The organism is Actinomadura montaniterrae, assembly GCF_008923365.1.
GTDB classification, from domain to species: Bacteria; Actinomycetota; Actinomycetes; order Streptosporangiales; family Streptosporangiaceae; genus Spirillospora; species Spirillospora montaniterrae.
Window position 1 is genome coordinate 16960 of the sequence record NZ_WBMR01000061.1, and the last position, 21083, is coordinate 38042.

The 21083-nt window shown below is 74.0% G+C and carries 23 protein-coding genes; 15 read left to right on the plus strand and 8 right to left on the minus strand.

Features of this window, described 5'->3' with window-relative positions:
• Position 1 precedes the first annotated feature (1 nt).
• Together F9B16_RS21435 and F9B16_RS21440 are read right to left on the minus strand one after the other, a co-directional pair.
• Positions 2-745, minus strand: coding sequence for an SDR family NAD(P)-dependent oxidoreductase (locus tag F9B16_RS21435; protein ID WP_151541884.1), 744 nt, complete (start codon positions 743-745; stop codon positions 2-4).
• On the minus strand, positions 742-1509 hold the full coding sequence (locus F9B16_RS21440; RefSeq protein WP_151541885.1) for an SDR family NAD(P)-dependent oxidoreductase: 768 nt from the start codon (positions 1507-1509) through the stop codon (positions 742-744). Before F9B16_RS21440 ends, F9B16_RS21435 begins: the two co-directional genes overlap by 4 nt.
• A 53-nt stretch (positions 1510-1562) precedes the next feature.
• Between F9B16_RS21440 and F9B16_RS21445 the strand changes: the two genes are divergently transcribed.
• Genes F9B16_RS21445 through meaB form a run of 3 tightly spaced genes read left to right on the plus strand, consistent with a single transcriptional unit; the run spans position 1563 to position 5074 of the window.
• Positions 1563-3029: a class I adenylate-forming enzyme family protein gene (locus F9B16_RS21445; RefSeq protein ID WP_151541886.1), complete on the plus strand. Its 1467-nt coding sequence runs from the start codon at positions 1563-1565 to the stop codon at positions 3027-3029.
• Positions 3022-4176 (plus strand): thiolase family protein, encoded by a 1155-nt coding sequence (locus F9B16_RS21450; protein ID WP_151541887.1) that lies wholly within the window; start codon positions 3022-3024, stop codon positions 4174-4176. Before F9B16_RS21445 ends, F9B16_RS21450 begins: the two co-directional genes overlap by 8 nt.
• Positions 4177-4195: 19 nt before the next feature.
• Positions 4196-5074, plus strand: a complete 879-nt coding sequence (meaB, locus tag F9B16_RS21455) for a methylmalonyl Co-A mutase-associated GTPase MeaB (protein WP_151541888.1) — start codon at positions 4196-4198, stop codon at positions 5072-5074.
• 7 nt (positions 5075-5081) lie between these two features.
• On the opposite strand, the gene F9B16_RS21460 is transcribed toward meaB, so the two are convergent.
• Both F9B16_RS21460 and F9B16_RS21465 read right to left on the minus strand, forming a co-directional pair.
• Positions 5082-5909: an acyl-CoA thioesterase gene (locus F9B16_RS21460; RefSeq protein ID WP_151541889.1), complete on the minus strand. Its 828-nt coding sequence runs from the start codon at positions 5907-5909 to the stop codon at positions 5082-5084.
• Between the two features lie 49 nt (positions 5910-5958).
• Positions 5959-6636 carry a TetR/AcrR family transcriptional regulator gene (locus F9B16_RS21465; RefSeq protein ID WP_151541890.1) on the minus strand — a complete coding sequence of 226 codons (678 nt, stop codon included), beginning with the start codon at positions 6634-6636 and terminating at the stop codon, positions 5959-5961.
• A 112-nt stretch (positions 6637-6748) separates the two neighbouring features.
• Between F9B16_RS21465 and F9B16_RS21470 the strand changes: the two genes are divergently transcribed.
• Positions 6749-7723: an NADPH:quinone oxidoreductase family protein gene (locus F9B16_RS21470; RefSeq protein WP_151541891.1), complete on the plus strand. Its 975-nt coding sequence runs from the start codon at positions 6749-6751 to the stop codon at positions 7721-7723.
• A gap of 49 nt (positions 7724-7772) precedes the next feature.
• Here F9B16_RS21470 and F9B16_RS21475 read toward each other — a convergent pair whose 3' ends face one another.
• Positions 7773-8339, minus strand: a complete 567-nt coding sequence (locus F9B16_RS21475; protein ID WP_151541892.1) for a carboxymuconolactone decarboxylase family protein — start codon at positions 8337-8339, stop codon at positions 7773-7775.
• 321 nt (positions 8340-8660) lie between these two features.
• Between F9B16_RS21475 and F9B16_RS21480 the strand changes: the two genes are divergently transcribed.
• From F9B16_RS21480 to F9B16_RS21525, 10 genes are all read left to right on the plus strand, one after another.
• Positions 8661-10034, plus strand: coding sequence for an ABC transporter substrate-binding protein (locus tag F9B16_RS21480; protein WP_151541893.1), 1374 nt, complete (start codon positions 8661-8663; stop codon positions 10032-10034).
• A complete protein-coding gene (locus tag F9B16_RS21485) occupies positions 10034-12145 on the plus strand; it encodes a branched-chain amino acid ABC transporter permease (RefSeq protein ID WP_151541894.1) in 2112 nt (703 codons plus the stop codon). The genes F9B16_RS21480 and F9B16_RS21485 overlap by 1 nt, the downstream gene beginning before the upstream one ends.
• A complete protein-coding gene (locus F9B16_RS21490) occupies positions 12126-12836 on the plus strand; it encodes an ABC transporter ATP-binding protein (RefSeq protein ID WP_151541895.1) in 711 nt (236 codons plus the stop codon). Before F9B16_RS21485 ends, F9B16_RS21490 begins: the two co-directional genes overlap by 20 nt.
• Positions 12833-13540, plus strand: a complete 708-nt coding sequence (locus F9B16_RS21495; RefSeq protein ID WP_151541896.1) for an ABC transporter ATP-binding protein — start codon at positions 12833-12835, stop codon at positions 13538-13540. The genes F9B16_RS21490 and F9B16_RS21495 overlap by 4 nt, the downstream gene beginning before the upstream one ends.
• The gene (locus F9B16_RS21500; RefSeq protein ID WP_225991826.1) at positions 13537-13959 is read left to right on the plus strand and encodes a hypothetical protein; all 423 of its coding nucleotides are present in this window, start codon (positions 13537-13539) and stop codon (positions 13957-13959) included. Before F9B16_RS21495 ends, F9B16_RS21500 begins: the two co-directional genes overlap by 4 nt.
• Positions 13956-14276 carry a hypothetical protein gene (locus tag F9B16_RS21505; RefSeq protein WP_151541897.1) on the plus strand — a complete coding sequence of 107 codons (321 nt, stop codon included), beginning with the start codon at positions 13956-13958 and terminating at the stop codon, positions 14274-14276. The genes F9B16_RS21500 and F9B16_RS21505 overlap by 4 nt, the downstream gene beginning before the upstream one ends.
• Positions 14277-14286: 10 nt before the next feature.
• Positions 14287-15582 (plus strand): amidohydrolase family protein, encoded by a 1296-nt coding sequence (locus F9B16_RS21510; RefSeq protein WP_151541898.1) that lies wholly within the window; start codon positions 14287-14289, stop codon positions 15580-15582.
• Positions 15579-16304 carry an enoyl-CoA hydratase-related protein gene (locus F9B16_RS21515; RefSeq protein ID WP_151541899.1) on the plus strand — a complete coding sequence of 242 codons (726 nt, stop codon included), beginning with the start codon at positions 15579-15581 and terminating at the stop codon, positions 16302-16304. Before F9B16_RS21510 ends, F9B16_RS21515 begins: the two co-directional genes overlap by 4 nt.
• A gap of 131 nt (positions 16305-16435) precedes the next feature.
• Positions 16436-17047, plus strand: a complete 612-nt coding sequence (locus F9B16_RS21520; RefSeq protein ID WP_151541900.1) for a TetR/AcrR family transcriptional regulator — start codon at positions 16436-16438, stop codon at positions 17045-17047.
• A gap of 29 nt (positions 17048-17076) precedes the next feature.
• Positions 17077-17529 carry a hypothetical protein gene (locus F9B16_RS21525; protein ID WP_151541901.1) on the plus strand — a complete coding sequence of 151 codons (453 nt, stop codon included), beginning with the start codon at positions 17077-17079 and terminating at the stop codon, positions 17527-17529.
• A gap of 7 nt (positions 17530-17536) precedes the next feature.
• Here the strand turns inward: F9B16_RS21525 and F9B16_RS21530 are convergent, their stop codons facing one another.
• Positions 17537-18565: an NAD(P)H-dependent amine dehydrogenase family protein gene (locus tag F9B16_RS21530; RefSeq protein WP_225991827.1), complete on the minus strand. Its 1029-nt coding sequence runs from the start codon at positions 18563-18565 to the stop codon at positions 17537-17539.
• 59 nt (positions 18566-18624) lie between these two features.
• Between F9B16_RS21530 and F9B16_RS21535 the strand changes: the two genes are divergently transcribed.
• The gene (locus F9B16_RS21535; protein ID WP_151541903.1) at positions 18625-19527 is read left to right on the plus strand and encodes an NAD(P)-dependent oxidoreductase; all 903 of its coding nucleotides are present in this window, start codon (positions 18625-18627) and stop codon (positions 19525-19527) included.
• A 72-nt stretch (positions 19528-19599) separates the two neighbouring features.
• Here F9B16_RS21535 and F9B16_RS21540 read toward each other — a convergent pair whose 3' ends face one another.
• Together F9B16_RS21540 and F9B16_RS21545 are read right to left on the minus strand one after the other, a co-directional pair.
• On the minus strand, positions 19600-19788 hold the full coding sequence (locus tag F9B16_RS21540; protein WP_151541904.1) for a ferredoxin: 189 nt from the start codon (positions 19786-19788) through the stop codon (positions 19600-19602).
• A complete protein-coding gene (locus F9B16_RS21545) occupies positions 19785-21071 on the minus strand; it encodes a cytochrome P450 (RefSeq protein WP_225991828.1) in 1287 nt (428 codons plus the stop codon). Before F9B16_RS21545 ends, F9B16_RS21540 begins: the two co-directional genes overlap by 4 nt.
• Positions 21072-21083 lie beyond the last annotated feature (12 nt).

A 21083-nucleotide genomic window follows, 5' to 3' on the forward strand; every position in this document is an offset into this window, starting at 1 on the left:
GTCAGGGGAGGGACTCCGAACGCTGGACGGTCCCGGTGATGCCGCCCGCGTCCTGGGCGGCCAGCAGCACCGCCGCCCTCCCCATGGCCTCCGGCGGCTCGACCATCTCGTCCGGGATCTCCGTGCCGCCCCCTCCGGCGATCCAGCCTTCGGTGATGACGACACGGGACGGCGCCAGGCAGTTCACCGCGATGTTGTCGGGCCTGAGGTCGGCGGCCAGGCCGAGGTAGAGGCGTTCGACGGCGGCCTTGGAGACCCAGTAGGCGTTCGCGCCGCGGCCGGTCATCCCGACCCCCGACGTCGTCACCGCCACCAGCGAGCCGCCCCCGCGCGCCCTGATGTGCGGGATGACGGCCCTGGTCACCAGGAAGACGCCGGTCAGGTTGACGTCGAGGCACCGCTGCCAGCGCCGCAGCGGCGTCGACTCGACCGGGCCGAGCCAGAGGACCCCGGCGTTGGCGATCAGGATGTCGATGCCGCCGAACGCGTCCGCGGTCGCCGCCACCGCCGCCGCGACCGAGTCCTCGCTGGTGACGTCGCAGGGCACGGCGAAGGCGCGGCCGCCCGCCGCGGTGATCCGGCCGGCGACCGAGTGGATCGTGCCGGGCAGCCGCCCCTCGCGTTCGGACCGCGCGGCGACGGCGACCCCGGCGCCCGCCTCCGCGAGCGCCAGCGCCACCGTCCGCCCGATGCCGCGGCTGGCGCCGGCGACGAACGCGACCTTGCCGGTGAGGGGTCCGGTCACTTCGGCGGGAACCGCAGCGCGCCGTCGAGGCGGATGACCTCGCCGTTGAGGTAGTCGTTCTCGCAGATGTGCTGGACGAGCGCGGCGTACTCCGGGGTGCGGCCCATGCGCTTCGGGTGCGGCACCTGCGGCCCCCAGTACGCCTCCAGCTGGTCGCCCGCCTTGCCGTAGGCCGGGGTCAGGAACGTCCCCGGCGCGATGGTGACGACGCGGATGCCGAGCGGCGACAGATCGCGCGCGGCGACGACGGTCATGCCGACGACCCCGCCCTTGGCGGCGGCGTAGGGGATCTGGCCGATCTGCCCCTCGTAGGCGGCGATGGAGGCGGTGTTGACGATGACGCCGCGGGCGCCGTCCTCCGAGGCGGGCTCCTGCTTCCCGATCGCGGCGGCGGCCAGGCGCATCACGTTGAAGACGCCGGTCAGGTACACCTCGATGGTCGTGCGGAAGCCGGCGAGGTCCAGGGGAGAGCCGTCCTTGCCGACGAGCCGGCCGCCGCTGGCCGGCCCGCCGTGGGCGTCCACGGAGATGCGCAGCGGTCCCGCCGCCTCCGCCTCGGCCAGCGCCGCGAGGACGGAGTCCTCGTCGGTGGCGTCGGTCCGCACGTAGCGGACGCCGAGCTCGTCCTCCAGCGCCTTGCCCTTGTCGTCGGCGAGGTCGGCGACGACCACCTCGGCCCCGGCCGCGCGGAGGCGGCGGACGGTGGCCTCGCCGAGCCCGCCGGCGCCGCCGACGACGATCGCGGAACTGCCCTCGATCTGCATCGCGTTACCCTCTCTTGCAAGTAGGAATCTTGATGAGAGAGAATAGCATTCTCATGAACATCACCATGATCGCGGAGATGGCGGCCTCGGCCGGCGACCGGACGGCGGTGACGGCGGACGGCCGCTCGCTGACCGCCGCCGGCCTGCTGCGCCTCGCCCGGGCGGCCGCCCACCGGTTCCGGCGCCACCCCGCCGTCCTCTACCTGGCGGCGAACCACCTCGCCTACCCGGTCGCGCTGTTCGGCGCCGCCGTCGCGGGCGTGCCCTTCGTCCCCCTCAACTACCGGCTCGGCGAGCGGCAGCTGGACGAGCTGCGGTCCCGGCACCCCGGCGCGCTCGTGCTCCGGCCTGACGACCTCGACGCCTTCATGGCGGAGACCGAGGGGGCCGCGTCCGAGGACCCGTCCGGCTCCGGCCCGGAGCCGGCGGCCGAGGACGACCCGGACCCCGTCGCGGTCCTGCTCTACACCAGCGGGACGACCGCCGCGCCGAAGTCGGCCGTCCTGCGCCACCGGCACCTGCTCGCCTACGTGCTGAACACCCTGGAGTTCGGCTCCGCCGCGGAGGACGACGCCGCGCTCGTCGCGGTCCCGCCGTACCACGTCGCCGGCCTGGCGAACCTGCTGTCGAACCTCTACACCGGGCGCCGGGTGGTCTACATGCCGGCCTTCGACGCGGGGGAGTGGCTGGAGACCGTCCGGCGCGAGCGCATCACGAACGCGCTGGTCGTGCCGACGATGCTGGCGCGGATCGTCGCGGAGGTGAAGGGCGACGACGCCGGCACGCCCACGCTGCGCAACCTCGCCTACGGCGGCGCGCGGACCCCGCTGCCCGTGCTGGAACGGGCGCTGCGGATCTTCCCGGACACGGGTTTCGTCAACGCGTACGGCCTGACGGAGACGGCGTCCTCCATCGCCGTCCTCGGCCCCGACGACCACCGCGAGGCGCTCGCCGCGACCGACCCGGCGGTCCGCGCGCGCCTCGGGTCGGTCGGCCGCGCCCTGCCCGGCGTCGAGTTCCAGATCCGCTCCGACGACGGCGAACCCCTGGAGGCGGGCCGGACCGGGCTGGTGTTCGTCCGGGGCGAGCAGATCTCCGGCGAGTACGGGGGGAAGAGCTCCCTCGACGCCGGCGGCTGGTTCGCCACCCGGGACCGCGGACGCCTCGACGCCGACGGCTACCTGTTCATCGAGGGCCGCGCCGACGACACCATCATCCGCGGCGGGGAGAACATCGCCCCGGCCGAGATCGAGGACGTCCTGCTGGCGCATCCCGGGATCGCCGAGGCCGCGGTGCTCGGCGTGCCCGACCCCGAGTGGGGGCAGCGCCTCGTCGCGGTCGTCGTCGGCGAGGGCGAGCCGGAGGAGATCAGGCGCTGGGTCCGGGAGCGGCTGCGGTCCTCCAAGACGCCCGACGACATCGTCTTCCGCGCCGAGCTCCCGAAGACCGACACCGGAAAGCTGCTGCGCCGCGTCCTGCTGGCCGAGATGGACACAACGTTGGAGAACACCCGTGCCTGAAGCCGTCATCACCGCCGCCCTGCGCACCCCCGTGGGCACCGCCTTCAAGGGGACCCTGCGCGACACCACCGCCTACGACCTGGCGCACCACGTGGTCTCCGCCGCCGCGTCGGGGCTCGACCCCGAGCAGGTCGACGACGTGATCCTCGGCGAGGGCCTGTACGGCGGCGGCGTCCTCGCCCGCCACGCCGCGATCACCGCCGGGCTCACCTCCGTCGCCGGGCAGGCCTGCAACCGGCACTGCGCCGCCGGGCAGGCCGCCGTGCAGGACGCCGCCGCGAGCATCCGCGCGGGCATGGACGAGCTCGTCATCGCCGGCGGGGTGAACTCGGCGTCCACGTCGCCGAAGTCCCGCTTCCGGGCCGGGGACGAGTGGGTCGACCCGTGGAACCCGCCCACCCACCCCGACCGCCCGGACGCCCCGAACCTGGACATGTCCATCACCGTCGGCTGGAACGCGGCCGTCAAGGCGGGCGTGTCCCGCGAGGAGATGGACGCATGGGCGCTGCGCTCGCACCGCAACGCGGTCCGCGCCATCGACGAGGGCCGGTTCAAGGACGAGATCGTTCCCATCGAGACGCCGCACGGCACGTTCTCCGTCGACGAGCATCCGCGGCGCGACACGTCCATGGAGAAGCTCGCCGCGCTCAAGCCGCTGCACCCGGAGATCGAGGGCTTCAGCATCACCGCCGGGAACGCTTGCGGCAGCAACGACGGCGCCGCCGCGCTGGTGGTCGCCAGCGACGGGCTCGCCGCCCGGCAGGGCCTGCCCGTGCTCGGCACCGTCCGGTCGTGGGCGTCGGTCGGCGTCGACCCCGCCATCACCGGCCTCGCCCCGACGAAGGCGATCCCGAAGGCGCTGGCGCGCGCCGGGCTCAAGCCCGACGACGTCGAGGTGTTCGAGATCAACGAGGCGTTCGCGTCGATGTGCGTCGCGACGGTCGGCATGCTCGGGCTCGACCCGGAGCGGGTGAACGTCAACGGCAGCGGCTGCTCGCTCGGCCACCCGGTCGCCGCCACCGGCGCCCGCATGCTGGTCACGCTGGTACACGAGCTGCGGCGCCGCGGCGGCGGCATCGGCGTCGCCGCGATGTGCGCGGGCGGCGGCATGGGCTCGGCCACGGTCATCGAGGTCCCGGCGCCGTGACCGTGCGAGCGGGAGCGCGGTGAACGTCCCCGAGCTGGTCGCCGAGGCGCGCGGCGGTTCGGTCCGGGCCGCCGGGCGGCTGCTCACCCTGGTCGAGGGCGCGCGCCGCGAGGAGGTCCTCGACGCCCTCGGGCCGGCCGCCGCGCGGGTCGTCGGCGTGACGGGACCGCCCGGCGCCGGCAAGTCGACGACGGTCGCCGCGCTCGTCGGCGCGTACCGGGACGGCGGGCGCCGCGTGGCGGTGCTCGCCGTCGACCCGTCCTCGCCGTTCAGCGGCGGCGCGCTGCTCGGCGACCGGATCCGGATGTCCGCGCACGCCGCCGACCCCGGCGTGCTCATCCGCTCGGTGGCGGCCCGCGGGCATCTCGGCGGGCTGGCGACGGCCGTGCCCGCGGCGGTCCGGGTGCTGGCCGCGCTCGGCTACGACCCGGTCATCGTGGAGACGGTCGGCGTCGGGCAGTCGGAGATCGAGGTCGCCGCCGTCGCCGACCCGGTCGTGGTGGTGCTCGCCCCCGGCGCGGGCGACGCCGTGCAGGCCGCGAAGGCCGGCCTGCTGGAGGTCGCGGACGTCCTGGTCGTCAACAAGGCCGACCGCGACGGCGCGGAACGGACCGTCCGGGACCTACGCGCCGAGACCGCCGCCCCGGTCCTGACCCTCGTCGCGACGAAGGGGGAGGGGCTGCCGCGGCTCGTCGAGGCGGTCGAGGCGCACGCCCGGGCGGACGATCCGGCCCGCCGGGCGGAGCGCGCCCGCGCCCAGATCCTCTCCCTGGCGCAGAGCCGCCTGCGCGCCCACCCGGCCCTCACGGACCTGGCGGCCGACGTCGCCGCCGGCCGCCGCGACCCGTACGCCGCCGCCCGGGAGCTCGTCGGCCTTCCTCCCGGGCGGGCGGGCTGACGGCGGATCAGCCGCGGAAGCGCAGCAGCGCCTCCTGCGCGTAGGAGGCGACGAGGGTGCCGTCCTCGGTGAGGACGTCGCCCCTGCCGAAGCAGCGGCCGTGCGCGAGGAGCGGGCTGTGCTGGCGGAGGAGGAGCCAGCCGCCGGTGCGGAACGGGCGGTGGAACCAGAGCGTGTGAGAGGTGACGGCGGAGGTGAACGCCGTGCCGGCGTCCCGCTGCCCGACGCCCTCGACGGGCCGCAGCGCCGTCCCGATCAGGCTGAGGTCCGTCGCGTAGGCGGCGAGGGCGGGCGCGTGGTCCGGGTCGGTCTCGGGGATCCGCATCCACAGGTCGAGTTCGGGCGGTCCCGAGGCGGCCGAGTCCAGGTCGGCGGACGCGCGGGTCTCCCAGGGGAGCAGGCCGATGTCCACCCGGTGCTCGGGCCCGAGGACGGGCGGCACCTTCGCGACCGTCTGGTGGTCGGGCCCGTCCTCGGCGGCGTGCAGGGACACCGATGCGGTGGCGATGACGCCGGCCTCTTGGAGCGCCTTGACCGTCAGGACCGCGAACGTGCCGCCCTCGCGGTGGCGCTCCACCTCGTAGCGGACGGGCTCGTCGGTGCGCCCCTCGCGCGGGAACAGCGCGTGCAGCGACTTGACGCCCTTGCCGGGGCAGGCCAGCGCCGCCGCCCGGGCGAACTGGGCGAGGAGCTGGCCGCCGAACAGGCGGTGGTAGCCGAGCCGCTGGTTGCGCCCCTCGAACACGACGGGCGCGCCTTCGGCGCCGGCGGGCCGGGCCGGAGGCGGCGCGGTGAGGTCGAGGCACGCCAGGAGATCGCTCCAGAGATCGGGCATGCCTCGACTATAGTAAGGCTCTCTGAATCTGAGAATAGGATTCTCGGGTTCAGTCGCGGGAGACTCCCAGTGCGCAGAAGTCCCACACCTCGCCGGCCTCGAGCGGGTGGGCGTTCTCGTCCTCGGAGACCCCGTTCGACTGGGCGACGAACATCACCGTCTGCATCACCAGGGCGGCGGCCCGCCGCGGCGCGACCTCCGCGCGCAGCTGCCCGGCGGCCTCCGCCTCCGTCATCAGCTCGGTGAACAGGGCCAGCAGCGGCGCGTGCGCGATCTTCACCTCGGCCGGGTGGGAGATCAGCAGCTGCGGGGCGAAGTCGGTGAACAGCGGGCGCTGCGCGGCCGGGTCCGGGCGGGAGAGCTCGAACAGCAGCTCGACCGCGACCCTGAGGCGGGCCAGCGGGTCGGCCTGCCCGGCCGCGGCGGCCCGGATCTGGTCGGCCGACCGGCGCAGCGCGTCCTCGAACAGGGCGAGGAGCAGCTCGTGCTTGCCGTCGAAGTGCTGGTAGAAGCTGCGCAGCGACTGCCGCGAGCGGTCCACGACCTCCTGCACGGTGAAGTCGGTGGTGTTCTTCTCCGTGATGATCGCCTGCGCCGCGTCGAGGAAGCGCTCCACCCGCTGCTCGGCGCGGAGCTTGGCGGCCTTGGTGGAGCGCTCGACCGCGCGCTGCTTCCAGGCCGGTTCCTCGGCCGGTGCGCTCGCGGGCGGATCCGTCTTCTGTGCCATGTCAAGAACCTTACTGCACGATTCCGGGACCGTGCCTGCAGTCTCACCGCTCGGACCGCCAAGGTTTGCGAGAGGCTTACTATAGATTTTCGAGAATGCTATTCTCTTCGCCGTGAAAGCCTTGCGCTGCACCGCGCACGGTTCCCTGGACGACCTGGCGGTGCACGAGATCCCCGAGCCGGTCGCCGGCCCCGGCCAGGTCGTCGTCGAGGTGCGGGCCGCCGCGGTGAACTTCGCCGACATCCTCGTCGTCCAGGGCGCCTACCAGGTCGCCGCCCCGGTCCCGTTCACGCCCGGCAGCGAGTTCGCGGGGCGGATCACCGAGGTCGGGCCGGACGTCGAGGGGTTCGCCCCCGGCGACGCCGTGTCCGGCTCGGTGTTCGTGGGCGCCTTCGCCCAGCGCGTGGTGGTGCCCGCGACCAGCCTGACCGCGCTGCCGCCCGGCGCCGACCTGCGCGCTGCGGCGGCGTCCGGCGTCTCCTACGCCACCGCCTACCACGCGCTCACGCTCGTCGCCGAGCTGCGCGCGGGGGAGACGCTGGCCGTTCTGGGCGCCGCCGGCGGCGTCGGCCTGGCCGCCGTCCAGCTGGGACGGCTGCTCGGCGCGCGCGTCATCGCGGTCGCGTCGTCCGAGCGGAAACGCGGCCTGTGCCTGGCGGAGGGCGCCGACATCGCCCTGCCCTACGACGACCTCAAGCGGCGGCTGGCCGACGCGGGCGGCGCCGACGTGGTGCTCGACCCGGTCGGCGGCGACCACGCCGAGCCCGCACTCCGCGCGCTGCGCTGGGGCGGCCGCTACGTGACGGTCGGGTTCGCGGGCGGCGAGATCCCGCGCATACCGCTCAACCTGGTGATGCTCAAAGGGATCAGCGTGCGCGGCTTCGAGTTCGGCGGCTGGGCCGGGCACGAGCGGGACGCGCTCGTGCGCGGCCGCGCCGAGCTGGCCCGGCTCTTCCTGACCGGCGAGCTGAAGCCGCACATCCACGCCGTGTACCCGCTGGAGGACGCGGCCGGCGCGCTCGCCGCCGTCGCGGGGCGCAGCTCGGCCGGCAAGGTCCTGATCGTCCCCGCGGACCCGGACGCTTGAGACGTCCCGGACGCGGGGCGCGGGTGAGCGGGCCGCCGGGCGCGGCGGCTCAGCCGCCCCCGCCCGGCCGCTCGAACTCGCTGGGCAGGCCGGGCTCGTCGGGCTCGACCCCTAAGGTGTTGAAGGCGCTCGCGAGCATGCCGTAGGTGCCGACCGTGAACACCAGGTCGATGAGTTGCCGCTCGTCGAGGTGCTCGCCGAGCGCGGCCCAGGTCCCGTCGGAGATGGTGTAGTCGCGTTCGAGCTCGTCGACCGCGCGCAGGACCGCGGCGTCCAGCTCGCCGGCGGCCTCGCCGCGCCCGGCCGCCTCGATCTCCTCCTCGGACAGCCCCACCAGTTCGCCGAGCTTCACGTGCTCGGTCCACTCGTAGACGCAGTCGCGCAGCCGCGCGACCCGCAGGACCGCGAGTTCGCGGAGCCGGGCGGGGAGCGTCGAGCGCATCATCATGTACCCGCTGAAGGGGAGGAACCTCCGCACCAGCCGCGGGTGGCGCACGAGCGTGGCCAGGGCGTTCCCGGCGCCGCGCGGGTTGAGGCGGTGTTCGGGCAGCAGGACGGCCAGTGCCGCGCGCTCCTGGTCGCTCCACTGGTCGCCCGGCAGCGGCGGCACGCGCATGGACTCTCCCTCTCGTTGTCGAGAATCAGATTCTCGCAGCTTGACCGTAGGTTCGCATGATCGCGAGCCTGCGGTCAACAGTGCCGGGCGGTGCCGCGGGGCGCCGGCGGGGCGGTCTCCGGCGCTCTCCGGGCGGCGCGGAACCGGGCGGACGGCGGCGTGAGCCCGCCCGACCAGGCTCTGATCATTGGGTTGAGCGAATATGAATCCTTGATTCTCGTCATAGGAGAAGCTAGTTTCCTTGCAGCAAGAGGACGCCAGAGGGTCGGCGCTCACCCACTCCGCCAAGACGCTCGGGGGACATCACCGAGGAGGAAGCCTGTGAAAACGCTGACGCCCGTCGCCGCCCTCGCGGCGGTCGCCCTGCTGGCGGCCGGTTGCGGCCGCAGCGGCGGCGACAAGGAGGAGCCGAGCGGGGCGGGGGCGCCGAAGCAGGCCGTCTCGGCCGACTTCGGCGACCTGAAGGACGTGTGCGGGCCCGGCAGTCCGACGAAGGCGCCCGCCCAGGGCGTCACCAAGGATTCGATCGACGTCGGCGTCTTCAGCGACGTCGGGTTCACCAAGAACCCGGAGCTGCTGAACTCCGCGAAGGTGTTCACCTCGTGGTGCAACGACCTGGGCGGCATCAAGGGCCGCAAGATCGTCCCGCACATCCGGGACACCAAGATGATGGAGGTCCGGCAGCGGATGCTGGAGTCCTGCAAGCAGGACTTCGCGCTCGCCGGCGGCAGCGCGGCGCTCGACGGCCTCGGCACCAAGGACCGGCTCTCCTGCCTGCTGCCCGACTTCCCGGCCCAGGTCGTCATGGTCCCGAACAGCGGGTCGGACCTGCAGTTCTCCCAGACCGGCGGCGCGTCCTACGCCCGCTACCAGGGCTACTGGGGGTGGCTGATGAAGGAGGCCTACCCCGGGTCCAAGGGATCCGTCGGCATCATCGCGGGCGACTCCCCGGTCACCAAGGTCGGCGCCGCCCAGGCGCAGGAGTCCCTCAAGTCGCTGGGCGGGAACGTCGCCTACAACGACCTCTACCCGGCGCAGGGCGTCTCGGACTGGACCCCCTACGCCCAGTCCATCAAGAGCAAGGGCGTCAAGGGCCTCGTCTTCTACGGCGACTGGACGAGCCTCTCCAAGCTCGAGCAGATCCTCACGAGCATCAACTACAAGCTCGACTGGATCGACGCGAACAACAACGCCTACCTTCCCCAGTTCATCAAGCTGGCGGGCCCGTCCCTGAAGTTCCAGAACAACTACGCCGACCTCAGCGGCCTGCACCCGCTCGAGACCGCGTCGGACAACCCGGCGACCAAGAAGATCCAGGAGCTGTACGCGAAGTACGCGTCCGCCTCGGACCTCACGAGCGTCGGAATGCGCAGCTTCTCGGCATGGCTGCTGTTCGCTAAGTCGGCGGCCACCTGCGGGGACGACCTCACGCGCAAGTGCCTCTACGACGCCGCCCGGAAGGAGACCGCGTGGACCGCCGGCGGGCTCCAGGCCCCGCTCGACCTCTCCAAGAGCGACGCGCCGCTGGACTGCTTCAACGCCGAGAAGGCCACCCCGGACGGCTGGAAGCCCGCCGACTTCAAGCCCAACAACGGCCCCTACCGCTGCGGCGAGGCCAAGTACAAGTACACCGGCACCTACGGTAAGCCGATGACGCTCGCCGATGCCGGCAAGAGCATGAACGACCTGAAGTAATGGAGCAGTTCCTCGCCTTCGGGATCGTCGGGCTGAGCACCGCCGCCATCTACGCGGTCATCAGCAGCGGACTCGTGCTCACGTACGTCACGACCGGCGTGTTCAACTTCGCCCACGGCGCCGCGGGGATGCTGGCCGCGTTCTGCTACTGGCAGCTCACCGTCGGCTGGGGCTGGCCCGTCCCGCTCGCGCTGGCCGTGGTGCTGCTCGTGCTCGCCCCCGGCTTCGGGCTGCTGGTCGAACGGGTCCTGCTGCGCCCCGTCCAGCACCTGGGCGAGGCGGAGCGGATGGTGATGATGGTCGCGCTGCTCAGCGGCCTCATCGCCGGCGCCCGGTGGATCTGGGACCCGAACGTCGCGCGGCCGCTGCCGACGTTCTTCGCCGATCGGACGCCGTTCCGCGCGGGCCCGGTCACGATCACGTGGCACCAGGCGATCACCATGGTCGTCGCGGTGGCGGTCGCGGCGGGCCTGTGGGCGCTGCTGAACCGGACCCGGACCGGCGCGGAGATGCGCGCCACCGTGGACGACCGGGCACTGGCCGGGCTCACCGGCGCCGACCCGCTGCGCGCGAACCGGGTGGCCTGGGTCCTCGGCACGCAGCTCGCCGCGGTCGGCGGCATCCTCATCGCGCCGTCGGTCGCGCTGGACGCCCAGCAGCTCTCGCTGCTCATCGTCAGCGCCTACACCGCGGCGATCTTCGGACGGCTGCGGAGCCTGCCGCTGACCTTCCTCGGCGCGGTCGTCGTCGGCTGCATGGAGAGCTACCTGACCGGCTACCTGCCGCAGAACGCTTACCTGCCCGGGCTGCGGCTTGCCGCACCCGCCCTGCTGCTGTTCGCGGCGCTGCTGCTGTTCCCGCACCGCCGGCTGCGCGGCCGGGACCGGCGGCTCGCGCCGGTGCCGCTGCCGTCGATGCGCGGGGCCCTGGTGTTCGCCGCGTCGGTCGTCGTGGCTGGCGTGGCGATGGCGACCGTGCTGCAGGGCAAGGACCTCATCACCCTCGGGCCGCTGCTGCCGCTCGGCATGGTCGCGCTGTCGTACGTGCCGCTGGCCGGGTACGCGGGGCAGATCTCGCTGTGCCAGCTCAGCATGGCGGGGATCGGCGCGGTCGTCTGGGCGCACCTCGGCGCGGACGGGCAGCCGTGGGCGCTGCTCGTCGCCGTGCTGGTCGCGGCGCTGGCCGGCGCGGTGATCGCGCTGCCCGCGCTGCGGCTGTCCGGGGTGTACCTGGCGCTCGGCACGGCGGCCTTCACGGTCGTCCTCGACCGGTGGATCTTCACCCTGCCGTCCTTCGACGTGCTGGGGGTGCGGATCTCGCTGTTCGAGCAGGGGTCGCTGGAGGTGTCCGGCCCGTCGCTGTTCGGCCTCCGGCTGGACGGCGAGCGCGGGCTGATGGTGTTCTCCGCGGTCTGCCTCGCCCTGGTCTCGCTCGGCGTGGCGGCGCTGCGCCGCGGCCGGTTCGGGCGGCGGCTGATCGCGCTGCGCGACAGCGAGGCCGCCTACGCCACCCTGGGCGGCAACCTGCTGGTCGCCCGGGTGGCGGTGTTCGCGCTGGCGGCCGGGATCGCCGGGCTCGGCGGCGCGCTCTACGGCATGCAGCTGCGCACGATCACGGCCGACCAGTTCGGCCTGGTGGCGGGGCTGCCGATCTTCCTGATCGCGGTGATCGGCGGTCTCGGCCGCGTCGGCAACGGGCTGTTCGCCGGGACGGCGTACATCGGGCCGAACATCCTGCTCGGCCTGGCGTCCTGGACCCAGAACCTCGTCGCGATCCTGCCCGCGCTCGCCGGCATGGGCCTCGGGCAGAGCCCCGACGGCATCGTCGTCCGGCTCCGGCGCGAATGGGAGCCGGTCGCGCGGGACCGGCTCGTCCTGCCCGCCCTGCTCGCCGCCGTCGCGCTGGCGTGGGCGCTGCGGATCGCGGACGCGGTCAACGGCTGGGTCCTGCTCGTGGGGCTGGCGGCCGTGGCGTCGGCGCTGCGCGCCTGGGCGGCGGCGCGGCGGAACGCGCCGGCCGAGCCGGAGGTCCCCGTCGAGTGGTGGGGCGTGCGGCGCCCCTGGCGCGCCGAGGACGGGGAGGTGCTGGCCCGTGGCATCGCTCGAGGTTGAGGGCGTGACGGTCGCCTACGGCGGGAACCGCGCGCTGGACGGCGTCGGCATCGCCGCCGAACGGGGCCGCGTCACCGGCCTGATCGGGCCGAACGGCGCGGGCAAGAGCACCCTGTTCGACGTGGTGTCCGGGCTGCGCCGTCCCTCGTCGGGACGCGTCCTGCTCGACGGCCGGGACGTCACCCGGATGGGCCCGGCGCGGCGCGCCCGGCGCGGGCTCGCGCGGACGTTCCAGCGGCTGGAGCTGTTCGGCCGGCTCAGCGTCCGCGACAACCTGCTGGTCGCCGCGGAGCTGGGACCCGAGCGGCGCCGCGCCGCCCGCGCGGTCGACGAGGTCGTCGACCGGCTCGGGCTGGCCGGGGTCGCCGACCAGCCGGCCGACGCGCTGCCCACCGGCGTCGCCCGCCTGGTCGAGGTGGGGCGCGCGCTGGCCGTACGGCCCGCGCTGCTGCTGCTGGACGAGCCCGCGGCCGGGCAGGACGCCGCCGAGACCGAGCGGTTCGCGGCGCTGCTGCGGTCGCTCGCCCGGGACGGGACCGCCGTCGTCCTGGTGGAGCACGACATGGGGCTGGTCATGAGCGTGTGCGACGAGGTGCACGTGCTCGACCTCGGGAAGGTCATCGCGGCCGGGCCGCCCGAGGTGATCCGCAACGACGAGACCGTCCTGGCCGCCTACCTGGGGGAACCATGAGCGCTCTGTTCGAGCTGCGGGACGTGCGCGCCGCCCACGGGCGGATCACCGTGCTGCACGGGGTCGGCCTGCGCGTGGCCGCGGGGGAGGTGGTGGCGCTGCTCGGCCCGAACGGGGCCGGCAAGACCACCACGCTGCGCGTCGCGGCGGGCGTCCATCCGGCCGAGTCGGGGCGGCTGCTGCTCGGCGGCCGGGACGTGACCGGGGCCCGCCCGCGCGACCTGGCCCGCGCCGGGGTCTGCCTGATCCCCGAGGGACGGGGCGTGTTCCCCAACCTGTCGGTGCGCGACAACCTGCTGATGATGACCTTCACGGGCCGCACCCGCGCGGAGATCGAGGAGGTCGCGTTCTCGCGGTTCCCCGTCCTCGCCAAGCGCGCCTCGCAGACCGCCGGGACCCTGTCGGGCGGCGAGCAGCAGATGCTCGCCCTCGCCCGCGGCCTCGCCACCGACCCCGCCGTGCTGCTGCTGGACGAGCTGTCCATGGGGCTGGCGCCGCTGGTCGTCGGCCGGCTGTACGAGCAGGTCGCCGAGATCGCCCGGCAGGGGGTGGCCGTGCTGGTCGTCGAGCAGTTCGCCTCCGCCGTGTTCGGGATCGCCGACCACGCGGCCGTGCTGGTGCGCGGCCGGATCGAACGGCGGGGCCGCCCCGACGACGGGCTGCGCGCCGAACTTTCCGCCCTCTACCTGGGGAGTCCCACATGAGCCCGACCGAGACGACGTCGACCGAGCCGAGCCGCGAGGAGGAACGGCCCGGCGCGAACGCGGACGCGCCCGCCGCGCGGACGCGCGCGGACCGCTTCGCCCAGGAGCTGGCGGAGCTGAAGATCCCCGACCCGGCCGCCGGGCGGGCCCCGCTGTGGCTGCGCCTCGGCGCGCTGCTGATGGTCGCCGGCGCGGCGCTCGCCGTGGCGGCCTACGCGCTCTCGCACGGCACCCGCGACCCGCTCGTGCAGCGGGACGCCATCACGCTCGGCCTCGGCGGGGTCACCGCCGCCGTCGCCGGGTCCGCGCTGTTCCTGCGCTACTCGCTGACCGGGTTCCTGCGCTTCTGGATGGCCCGGCAGTCCTACGACATCGCCCAGCTCGCCGACCGCCTGCTCGAAAGGGACGCCCGCAAATGAACGCACCGGCACCGCGCACCGGTGACCAGCTCGCCAGCACCGTCTGCGACACGCGCGTGATCGTCGTGCGCGCCCCCGCCGGGGGCGCGCCGGAGATCGCCTGCGGCGGGAGCCCGATGGTGCCCGCCTCCTCCCAGGGGGACGCCGCGCCGGCGAAGCCCGGGGGAGGCGAGGCGGCGACGCTCATCGGCAAGCGCTACGTGGACGCGGCCGGGACCCTCGAACTGCTGTGCACCCGCTCCGGAACGGGCGAGCTCACCTGCGGGGGCGTCCCGATGACCCTCAAGACGGCCAAGCCCCTGCCCGCCTCCGACTGAAGGGAACGCCATGAAGCGCGACGACATGATCCTCATCAGCGTCGACGACCACATCATCGAACCGCCCGACATGTTCGTGAACCACCTGCCGAAGAAGTACCAGGACGACGCGCCACAGCTCGTCCACCGCGAGGACGGCAGCGACGTCTGGAAGTTCCGCGACACCGTCATCCCGAACGCCGCGCTCAACGCCGTCGCCGGCCGCCCGAAGGAGGAGTACGGCCTCGAACCGCAGGGCCTGGACGAGATCCGGCCCGGCTGTTACGACGTGAACGAGCGGGTCAAGGACATGAACGCGGGCGGGATCCTGGCGTCGATGAACTTCCCGTCGTTCCCCGGGTTCGCGGCGCGGTTGTTCGCCACCGAGGACTCCGACTTCTCCCTCGCGCTGGTGCGGGCCTACAACGACTGGCACATCGATGAGTGGTGCGGGGCGCATCCGGGGCGGTTCATTCCGATGGCGCTGCCGGTGATCTGGGACCCGCAGCTGTGCGCCGACGAGGTCCGCCGGGTGGCGGCCAAGGGCTGCCATTCGCTGACCTTCAGCGAGAACCCGGCCGCGATGGGCTACCCCAGCTTCCACAGCGACCATTGGGACCCGCTGTGGCAGGCCCTGGTCGACACCGGCACCATCCTCAACGTGCACATCGGCTCCTCGGGGCGCCTGTCGATCCCGGCGGTGGACTCCCCGCCGGACGTGATGATCACGCTGCAGCCGATGAACATCGTGCAGGCCGCCGCCGACCTGCTGTGGTCCCGCGTCATCAAGGAGTACCCCGACATCAAGATCGCGTTGTCGGAGGGCGGCACCGGCTGGATCCCCTACTTCATGGAGCGGGTCGACCGGACGTTCGAGATGCACGCCACCTGGACGCTGCAGGACTTCGGCGGCAAGCTGCCCAGCGAGGTGTTCCGCGAGCACTTCCTGACCTGCTTCATCAGCGACCCGCTCGGGGTGCGGCTGCGGCACGACATCGGCATCGACAACATCTGCTGGGAGGCCGACTACCCGCACAGCGACTCGATGTGGCCCGGCGCCCCCGAAGAACTCCACGACGTGCTCCAGCGCTGCGACGTGCCCGACGACGACATCAACAAGATGACCCACCAGAACGCGATGCGCTGGTACAACTTCGACCCGTTCGCGCACGTCCCGCGCGAGCAGGCCACCGTCGGCGCGCTGCGCAAGGCCGCCGAAGGCCACGACGTCTCCATCCAGTCCCGCAGCACCCGGCTGATCGCGCCGGAGGAGAAGCTGGAGGCGTACCGGTCCCGGGCGCGCGCGGCGACGGCGGCGGCGGAATGAGCGATCTCGTCCTGACCGAGCGCGACGGCGGCGTCCTGGTGGTGACGCTGAACCGGCCGGAGGTCCGCAACGCCCTCAACCCCGCGCTGATGGACGAGCTGTCGGCGGTGCTGCGCGCCGCCGACGCCGACCGGGACGTGCGGGCGATCGTCCTGACGGGCGCGGGGCCGGTCTTCTGCGCCGGCCTCGACCTGAAGGCCTTCACGGCGGGCGGCGACTTCACCGGCCTGGTCTGGTTCTTCCGCGAGGGCGTCGCCACCCCGGTCGTCGCGGCGCTGAACGGCCCCGCGCTCGCCGGCGGCTTCGAGCTGCTGCTGGCCTGCGACCTGGTCGTCGCCGCCGAGGGGGCCGAGCTCGGGCTCGCCGAGGTGAAGCGGGGCCTGTTCGCGGCGGGCGGCGGGACGACGCTGTCCGGCCGGGTGCCGATGGCCGTCGCCCTGGAGATGGGCCTGACCGGCGACCCGGTCACCGCCGCCCGCGCCCGTGAGATCGGGCTGGTGAACCGGGTCGTCCCGGCGGACCGGGTGCGGGCGGAGGCGCTGGCGCTGGCCGCCCGGATCGCCGCGAACGGCCCGCTCGGGGTGGCCATGACCAAGCGGCTGATGCGCGAGCGGCGGTGGGCCGAGCCCGAGGAGATCGGGAAGGTCTTCGGCAGCGCCGACGCGGCGGAGGGCGCCCGCGCGTTCGCCGAGCGCAGGCCCCCCGTCTGGACGGGCGAGTAGCCCGTCCGGCGGGCGGGAGAGCGAGGGCGGGGAGGCGGCGCGGCGGGCCCGCAGGTTACCGATGAGTGACCCTTGTCACACGCGGCCAACCAACCTAATGTACCTTCAGTAGGTTTTGCGGAGGGGGTCCGGTGACCGATCAGCGGCCGTACGCCGCGCTCCTCGCCAAGGGCGAGGACCGCAGGCAGCTCATCCTGGCGGTGGCGCAGCGGCTGCTGCGCACCTACGGATGGCGCGGCATCACGCTCGGCCAGATCGCCCGGGAGGCCGGGGTCAGCCCCGCGGGCCTGCTGCACCACTTCGAGTCCAAGGAGCACCTGCTGAACGCGGCGCTCGACGTCCGGGACGCCCACGACGACGCCAGGGCCGACCGGACGTCGGACGACATCGTCGCGCAGTTGCGCCAGGTCCCCCGGCGCTTCGAGGAGACCCCGGACCTGATCGGGATGTTCGCGGTCCTCCAGATGGAGAACCTGGACCCCGCCGCCCCGCTGCACGACCGGTTCCTCGGCCGGCACCGGGCCGCGGTGGAGACCATCGCCGAGACCATCAGGCGAGGCCAGCGCTCCGGCCGGTACCGCACCGACCTGGATCCGGCCGTCAAGGCCGTGGAGATCGCCGCCTTTCTCAACGGGATAGAGGCATCATGGCTGCTCGACCCTTCGATTCCGCTGACCGAGGTCTTCAGGGAGTACACCGACTCGCTCGCCCGGCAGCTCGCCGCACCGCCCGGCTCACCCTGAGAAGCCGCCTCCTCGTCGTCGCGCCGAGCATGGCCGACGCGGTCCGCTGCGCGGGCGGCTGGCTGTTCGACCGCGTCGCGGCCGGGTGGGACGTCACCGTCCTCACCGCCGACCACGCCGACCCCCGCCCGCTGCGCATCCTCGGCGCCCGCCCCGCCGACCTGCACTGCGCCCTCTCCTCGCCCGTCCGGGGCCCCCGCCCGCGGGCCATCGCGGTCTGCGGCGGCCTGTACGGATCGGACCCGCGGGTCCGGCGGATGGTGACGAGGGCCCGGGACGAGACGGTGGAGATCACGCTCTGGGACGGCACCGGTCCGTGGGAGGAGGCGGCGGGCCCCGCGGGCGAGGGGGAGTGGCTGCCGCACCGGCTCAGCGTCGCCGCGCGCGCCTTCAAGGCCCAGGCGATGGCGGCCGCGGCCGTCCCCGCCGACGCTTCGGGGACGACCGAGTTCTTCCGCCGGGACGAGCCGGTCGGCGCGTGACGCCGGGTCAGCCGAGGACGGCGAGGATGTGCGGCAGGTCGACCGTCGTGCGGATCCCCGGCGCCGCCGCGCAGACGGCGGGCACCGCGTTCACGGCCCGGTTGGCGGTGTAGGCGGGGGACACGGCCGCCATCCGCTCGATGGGCACGGGGAACCGCATGTCGATGTCGAGCGGGGCGTCGCCGTCGACCGCGACGTGCCAGCCCGTCGCGCGGACGTCCCAGGCCGGGTCCAGGTCGGTGGTGCAGTACCAGACGGCGCGGAAGCGCAGCACCGCCCGGCCGCCGCGGACGCCGGAGACCGTGATCCGCTGCGCGGCGACCGTGCCCGCCTCCAGCTCGCCGGCGGCGATGCGGACGGTGCGCCGGGCGGTGGCGACCTCCCCGTCCGCCTCCAGCGAATCGAGGGGCATCGACAGCGCGTCGGCGACCAGCCGCAGTGAAGGGCCGAAGCTGACCCGTCCATGGGACAGCCGCCGCTCGTCGAACGCCGCGGGCGGCTTGCCGAAGCCCATCACGTCGAACAGCAGGCCGGGCGAGTCGCGCCGGGAGAGGTCCGCGTACTCGCTGATCGTCAGGGCGTCGAGGCGCCGCTGGATGGACGCGAGCGTCAGCGGGACGGCCTCGCTGATGAAGCCGGGGCTGCTCCCGGTGCTGTGGACCGAGGTGCCGCCGCGCTCGCAGGCGGCCTCCACCCGCTCGCGGACCTCGGGCGGGACGCTGCCGGGGTGGTGGAACTCGCCGCGCGTGGTGACGACGTTGGCGCCCGACTCCAGCAGCCGGCACACCTCGCCGACGTCGAGGGCGCGCGGCATGTAGAGCACGCAGTCGGCGCCGAGCGCGGCGATCTCGGCGGCGTCGTGCGTGGCGGCGACTCCGGTGGGGGCGAGGCCGCACAGCTCGCCGGCGTCCTTCCCGGCCTTGCCCGGCGAGTGGACGTACACGCCCGCCAGGTCCAGGTCCGGATGCTCGATGACGCCGTGGAGGGCGCGGGTGCCGATGTTCCCGGTGGCCCACTGGACCACGCGGTGCTTCACGAGGACCGCCGGCCGGGGGGTGCGATGCCCATGCGAGACTCCAATTCTCTGTTTAGAGAATGCTAATCTCTCAACTGGAGACGGTCAATGTCGCCCGTGGCCGGCCGCGGCGATCGGCGGGGCCGGGGAGCGGCGAGGAGGCAGGCATGCGCATCGGGTTCGTCGGCGCAGGGCGGATGGGACGCCCCATGGTGGAACGGCTCGTCGGCGCGGGCCACGAGGTCCGCGTGCTGGGACGCTCGGCGGAGGCGCGCACCGCGCTCGAAGGAACGGGGGCGCGGGCCGTCGCCCGCGCCGCCGACGCCGCGGAGGGCGCGGACGCCGTGATCGTGTGCGTCTTCGACGACGACCAGGTCCGGGACGTCTGCCTCCGCGGCGACCTGATCGCCCGGATGCCGGAAGGGTCCGTCGCCGTCCTGCACACCACCGGCAGCCCCGGGACGGCCAGGGCCGTCGCCGACCGTGCCGCGCCCGGCGGCGTCGGGGTCGTCGACTGCCCGGTCAGCGGCGGCCCGCACGACATCGCGGCCGGTCGGCTCACCCTGTTCGCGGGCGGGGACGCCGGCGACGTGGCGAAGGCGCGGCCCGCGCTGCGCGCCTACGGCGACCCGGTGATCCATGCCGGGCCGCTGGGGGCCGGGCAGAGCGTGAAGCTGGTGAACAACGCCCTGTTCGCCGCGCAGATCGGGCTGATCGCCGAGGCCGTCCGGCTCGGCGGCCGGCTGGGGCTGGACGAGGCCGCGCTCCTCGGCGCGCTGCCGCACGCGAGCAGCGCGAGCCGGGCACTGGCGGGGATCGCCGGCAGGGGCTCCGTCGCGGCGTTCGCGCAGGCGGTGAGCGGGTTCCTCGCCAAGGACGTCGACGTCGTGCGGTCGGTCGCGGCCGAGCTCGGCGGCGACCTCGGCGCCCTGGACGGCGCCATCGGCGCGCTGGACGCCGTGCTGGAGACCGGCGGCCCCTGACACGGCCGTGGCACGGCCGCCGGAACGGCGATCGGGCCGGGCGGTCCCGTGCTGGGCGCCCGGCCCAGCGCGTCATGCCTCGGCGATCGCCCTCTCGGGGCATTGCGCGATGGCGACGCGCACCGCCGCCCGGTGCTCGGCCGGGACGTCCGGCGTCAGCACCTCGGAGAACCCGTCGTCGTTGAGGTCGAAGACCTCGGGGCAGAGCGTGCAGCAGATCCCGTGCCCGCGGCAGCGGTCCTCATCGATCGTGATCTTCATCGGGCCTCGTCCCCGGCCGGGGTGAACTCCAGGGTCAGATGCGTCAGGCCCCGCAGGATGTGGGTCGGGACGTACCGGAAGCGGCGGTCGCCCGCCGGGCCGTGCCGGCGTTCGGAGATCCGGATGTCGGCCGTCCGGTCGAGGAGCCGCTCGATGCCGACGCGCGCCTCGGCGCGGGCGAGGGGCGCGCCGGGGCAGGTGTGGGCGCCGCGCCCGAACGCGATGTGCCGGCGGGCGTTCTTGCGGGCGGGGTCGAACGCCGCCGGGTCGTCGAAGTGGCGCGGGTCCCGGTTCGCGGCCGCGTTCACCAGCATGAGGATCGTGCCCGCGGGAATGTCGACGCCGCCGACCGTGGTCGGCACGCGGGCCAGCCTGAAGTCGCCCTTGATCGGGCTCTCGACCCGGAGGGTCTCCTCGACGAAGTTGGAGATGCGGTCCCGCTCGGAGCGCAGCGTCCGCTGGAGGGCGGGGTCCTCGGCGATCTGCTTGAGCGCCGCGCCGAGCAGCCGGACGGTGGTCTCCTGGCCGGCCGCGAAGACGTTCGCGGCGACCCGGACCACGTCCTCGACGTCGGGCACCGACCCGTCGGGGAACGTCGCGGTGGCCAGGCCGGTGAGCACGTCGTCGCGGGGGTCGCGGCGGCGGTCCTCGATGTAGGGGACGAAGCGCTCGTACAGGAACTCCAGCGGGCTGTGCGCGAGGGTCTCCTCGCCGGTGCCGCCGATGCCGCCGCCGGACGTGCTCCGCAGCGTCCGGGCGAACTCGTCGCGGTCCTGCTCGGGCATGCCGAGCAGGTCGGCGATGACCAGCAGGGTGAACGGCCCCGCGAAGTCGTCGATCGCGTCGCCCTCGCCGCCGGCGAGGAAGTCGTCGAGCACCCGGTCGGCGAGCCGCCACATGGACGCCTCGTTCTCCTTGAGTCGCTTCGGCGTGATCAGCCGCATGAGCAGCGCGCGGTGCGCGGTGTGCAGGGGCGGGTCGAGCGTGGGGAGCTGGTCGCTCAGCGGCAACTCGTCGCGGTGCCGCTCGATCAGCTCGCTGACGTCGTCCCCCTCCAGCGGGACGGGGAACCCCGGGAAGGGGCCGGTCACCGAGACGCACGAGGAGAACGTGTCGGTGTCGTTGTACACCTGGAGCGCCTCGTCGTACCCCGTCACCATCATCACGCCGTGGTGCGGCTCGCGCTGGACGGGGCATTTGCCGCGCAGGGCCTCGAAGTACGGATAGGGGTCCGCGACGAGCGCGTCGTCGCGGAAGAAGTCGAGGGCCTCGAGATCCTTCACTGACCGGCGTCC

Excerpts from the sequence above, each read along its gene's own strand:
- F9B16_RS21440 (WP_151541885.1), bottom strand. The coding sequence starts at position 1,509 with ATGCAGATCGAGGGCAGTTCCGCGATCGTCGTCGGCGGCGCCGGCGGG.
- F9B16_RS21445 (WP_151541886.1), top strand. The coding sequence starts at position 1,563 with ATGAACATCACCATGATCGCGGAGATGGCGGCCTCGGCCGGCGACCGG.
- F9B16_RS21460 (WP_151541889.1), bottom strand. The coding sequence starts at position 5,909 with ATGCCCGATCTCTGGAGCGATCTCCTGGCGTGCCTCGACCTCACCGCG.
- F9B16_RS21465 (WP_151541890.1), bottom strand. The coding sequence starts at position 6,636 with ATGGCACAGAAGACGGATCCGCCCGCGAGCGCACCGGCCGAGGAACCG.
- F9B16_RS21475 (WP_151541892.1), bottom strand. The coding sequence starts at position 8,339 with ATGCGCGTGCCGCCGCTGCCGGGCGACCAGTGGAGCGACCAGGAGCGC.
- F9B16_RS21485 (WP_151541894.1), top strand. The coding sequence starts at position 10,034 with ATGGAGCAGTTCCTCGCCTTCGGGATCGTCGGGCTGAGCACCGCCGCC.
- F9B16_RS21495 (WP_151541896.1), top strand. The coding sequence starts at position 12,833 with ATGAGCGCTCTGTTCGAGCTGCGGGACGTGCGCGCCGCCCACGGGCGG.
- F9B16_RS21500 (WP_225991826.1), top strand. The coding sequence starts at position 13,537 with ATGAGCCCGACCGAGACGACGTCGACCGAGCCGAGCCGCGAGGAGGAA.
- F9B16_RS21505 (WP_151541897.1), top strand. The coding sequence starts at position 13,956 with ATGAACGCACCGGCACCGCGCACCGGTGACCAGCTCGCCAGCACCGTC.
- F9B16_RS21510 (WP_151541898.1), top strand. The coding sequence starts at position 14,287 with ATGAAGCGCGACGACATGATCCTCATCAGCGTCGACGACCACATCATC.
- F9B16_RS21515 (WP_151541899.1), top strand. The coding sequence starts at position 15,579 with ATGAGCGATCTCGTCCTGACCGAGCGCGACGGCGGCGTCCTGGTGGTG.
- F9B16_RS21525 (WP_151541901.1), top strand. The coding sequence starts at position 17,077 with ATGGCCGACGCGGTCCGCTGCGCGGGCGGCTGGCTGTTCGACCGCGTC.
- F9B16_RS21535 (WP_151541903.1), top strand. The coding sequence starts at position 18,625 with ATGCTAATCTCTCAACTGGAGACGGTCAATGTCGCCCGTGGCCGGCCG.
- F9B16_RS21540 (WP_151541904.1), bottom strand. The coding sequence starts at position 19,788 with ATGAAGATCACGATCGATGAGGACCGCTGCCGCGGGCACGGGATCTGC.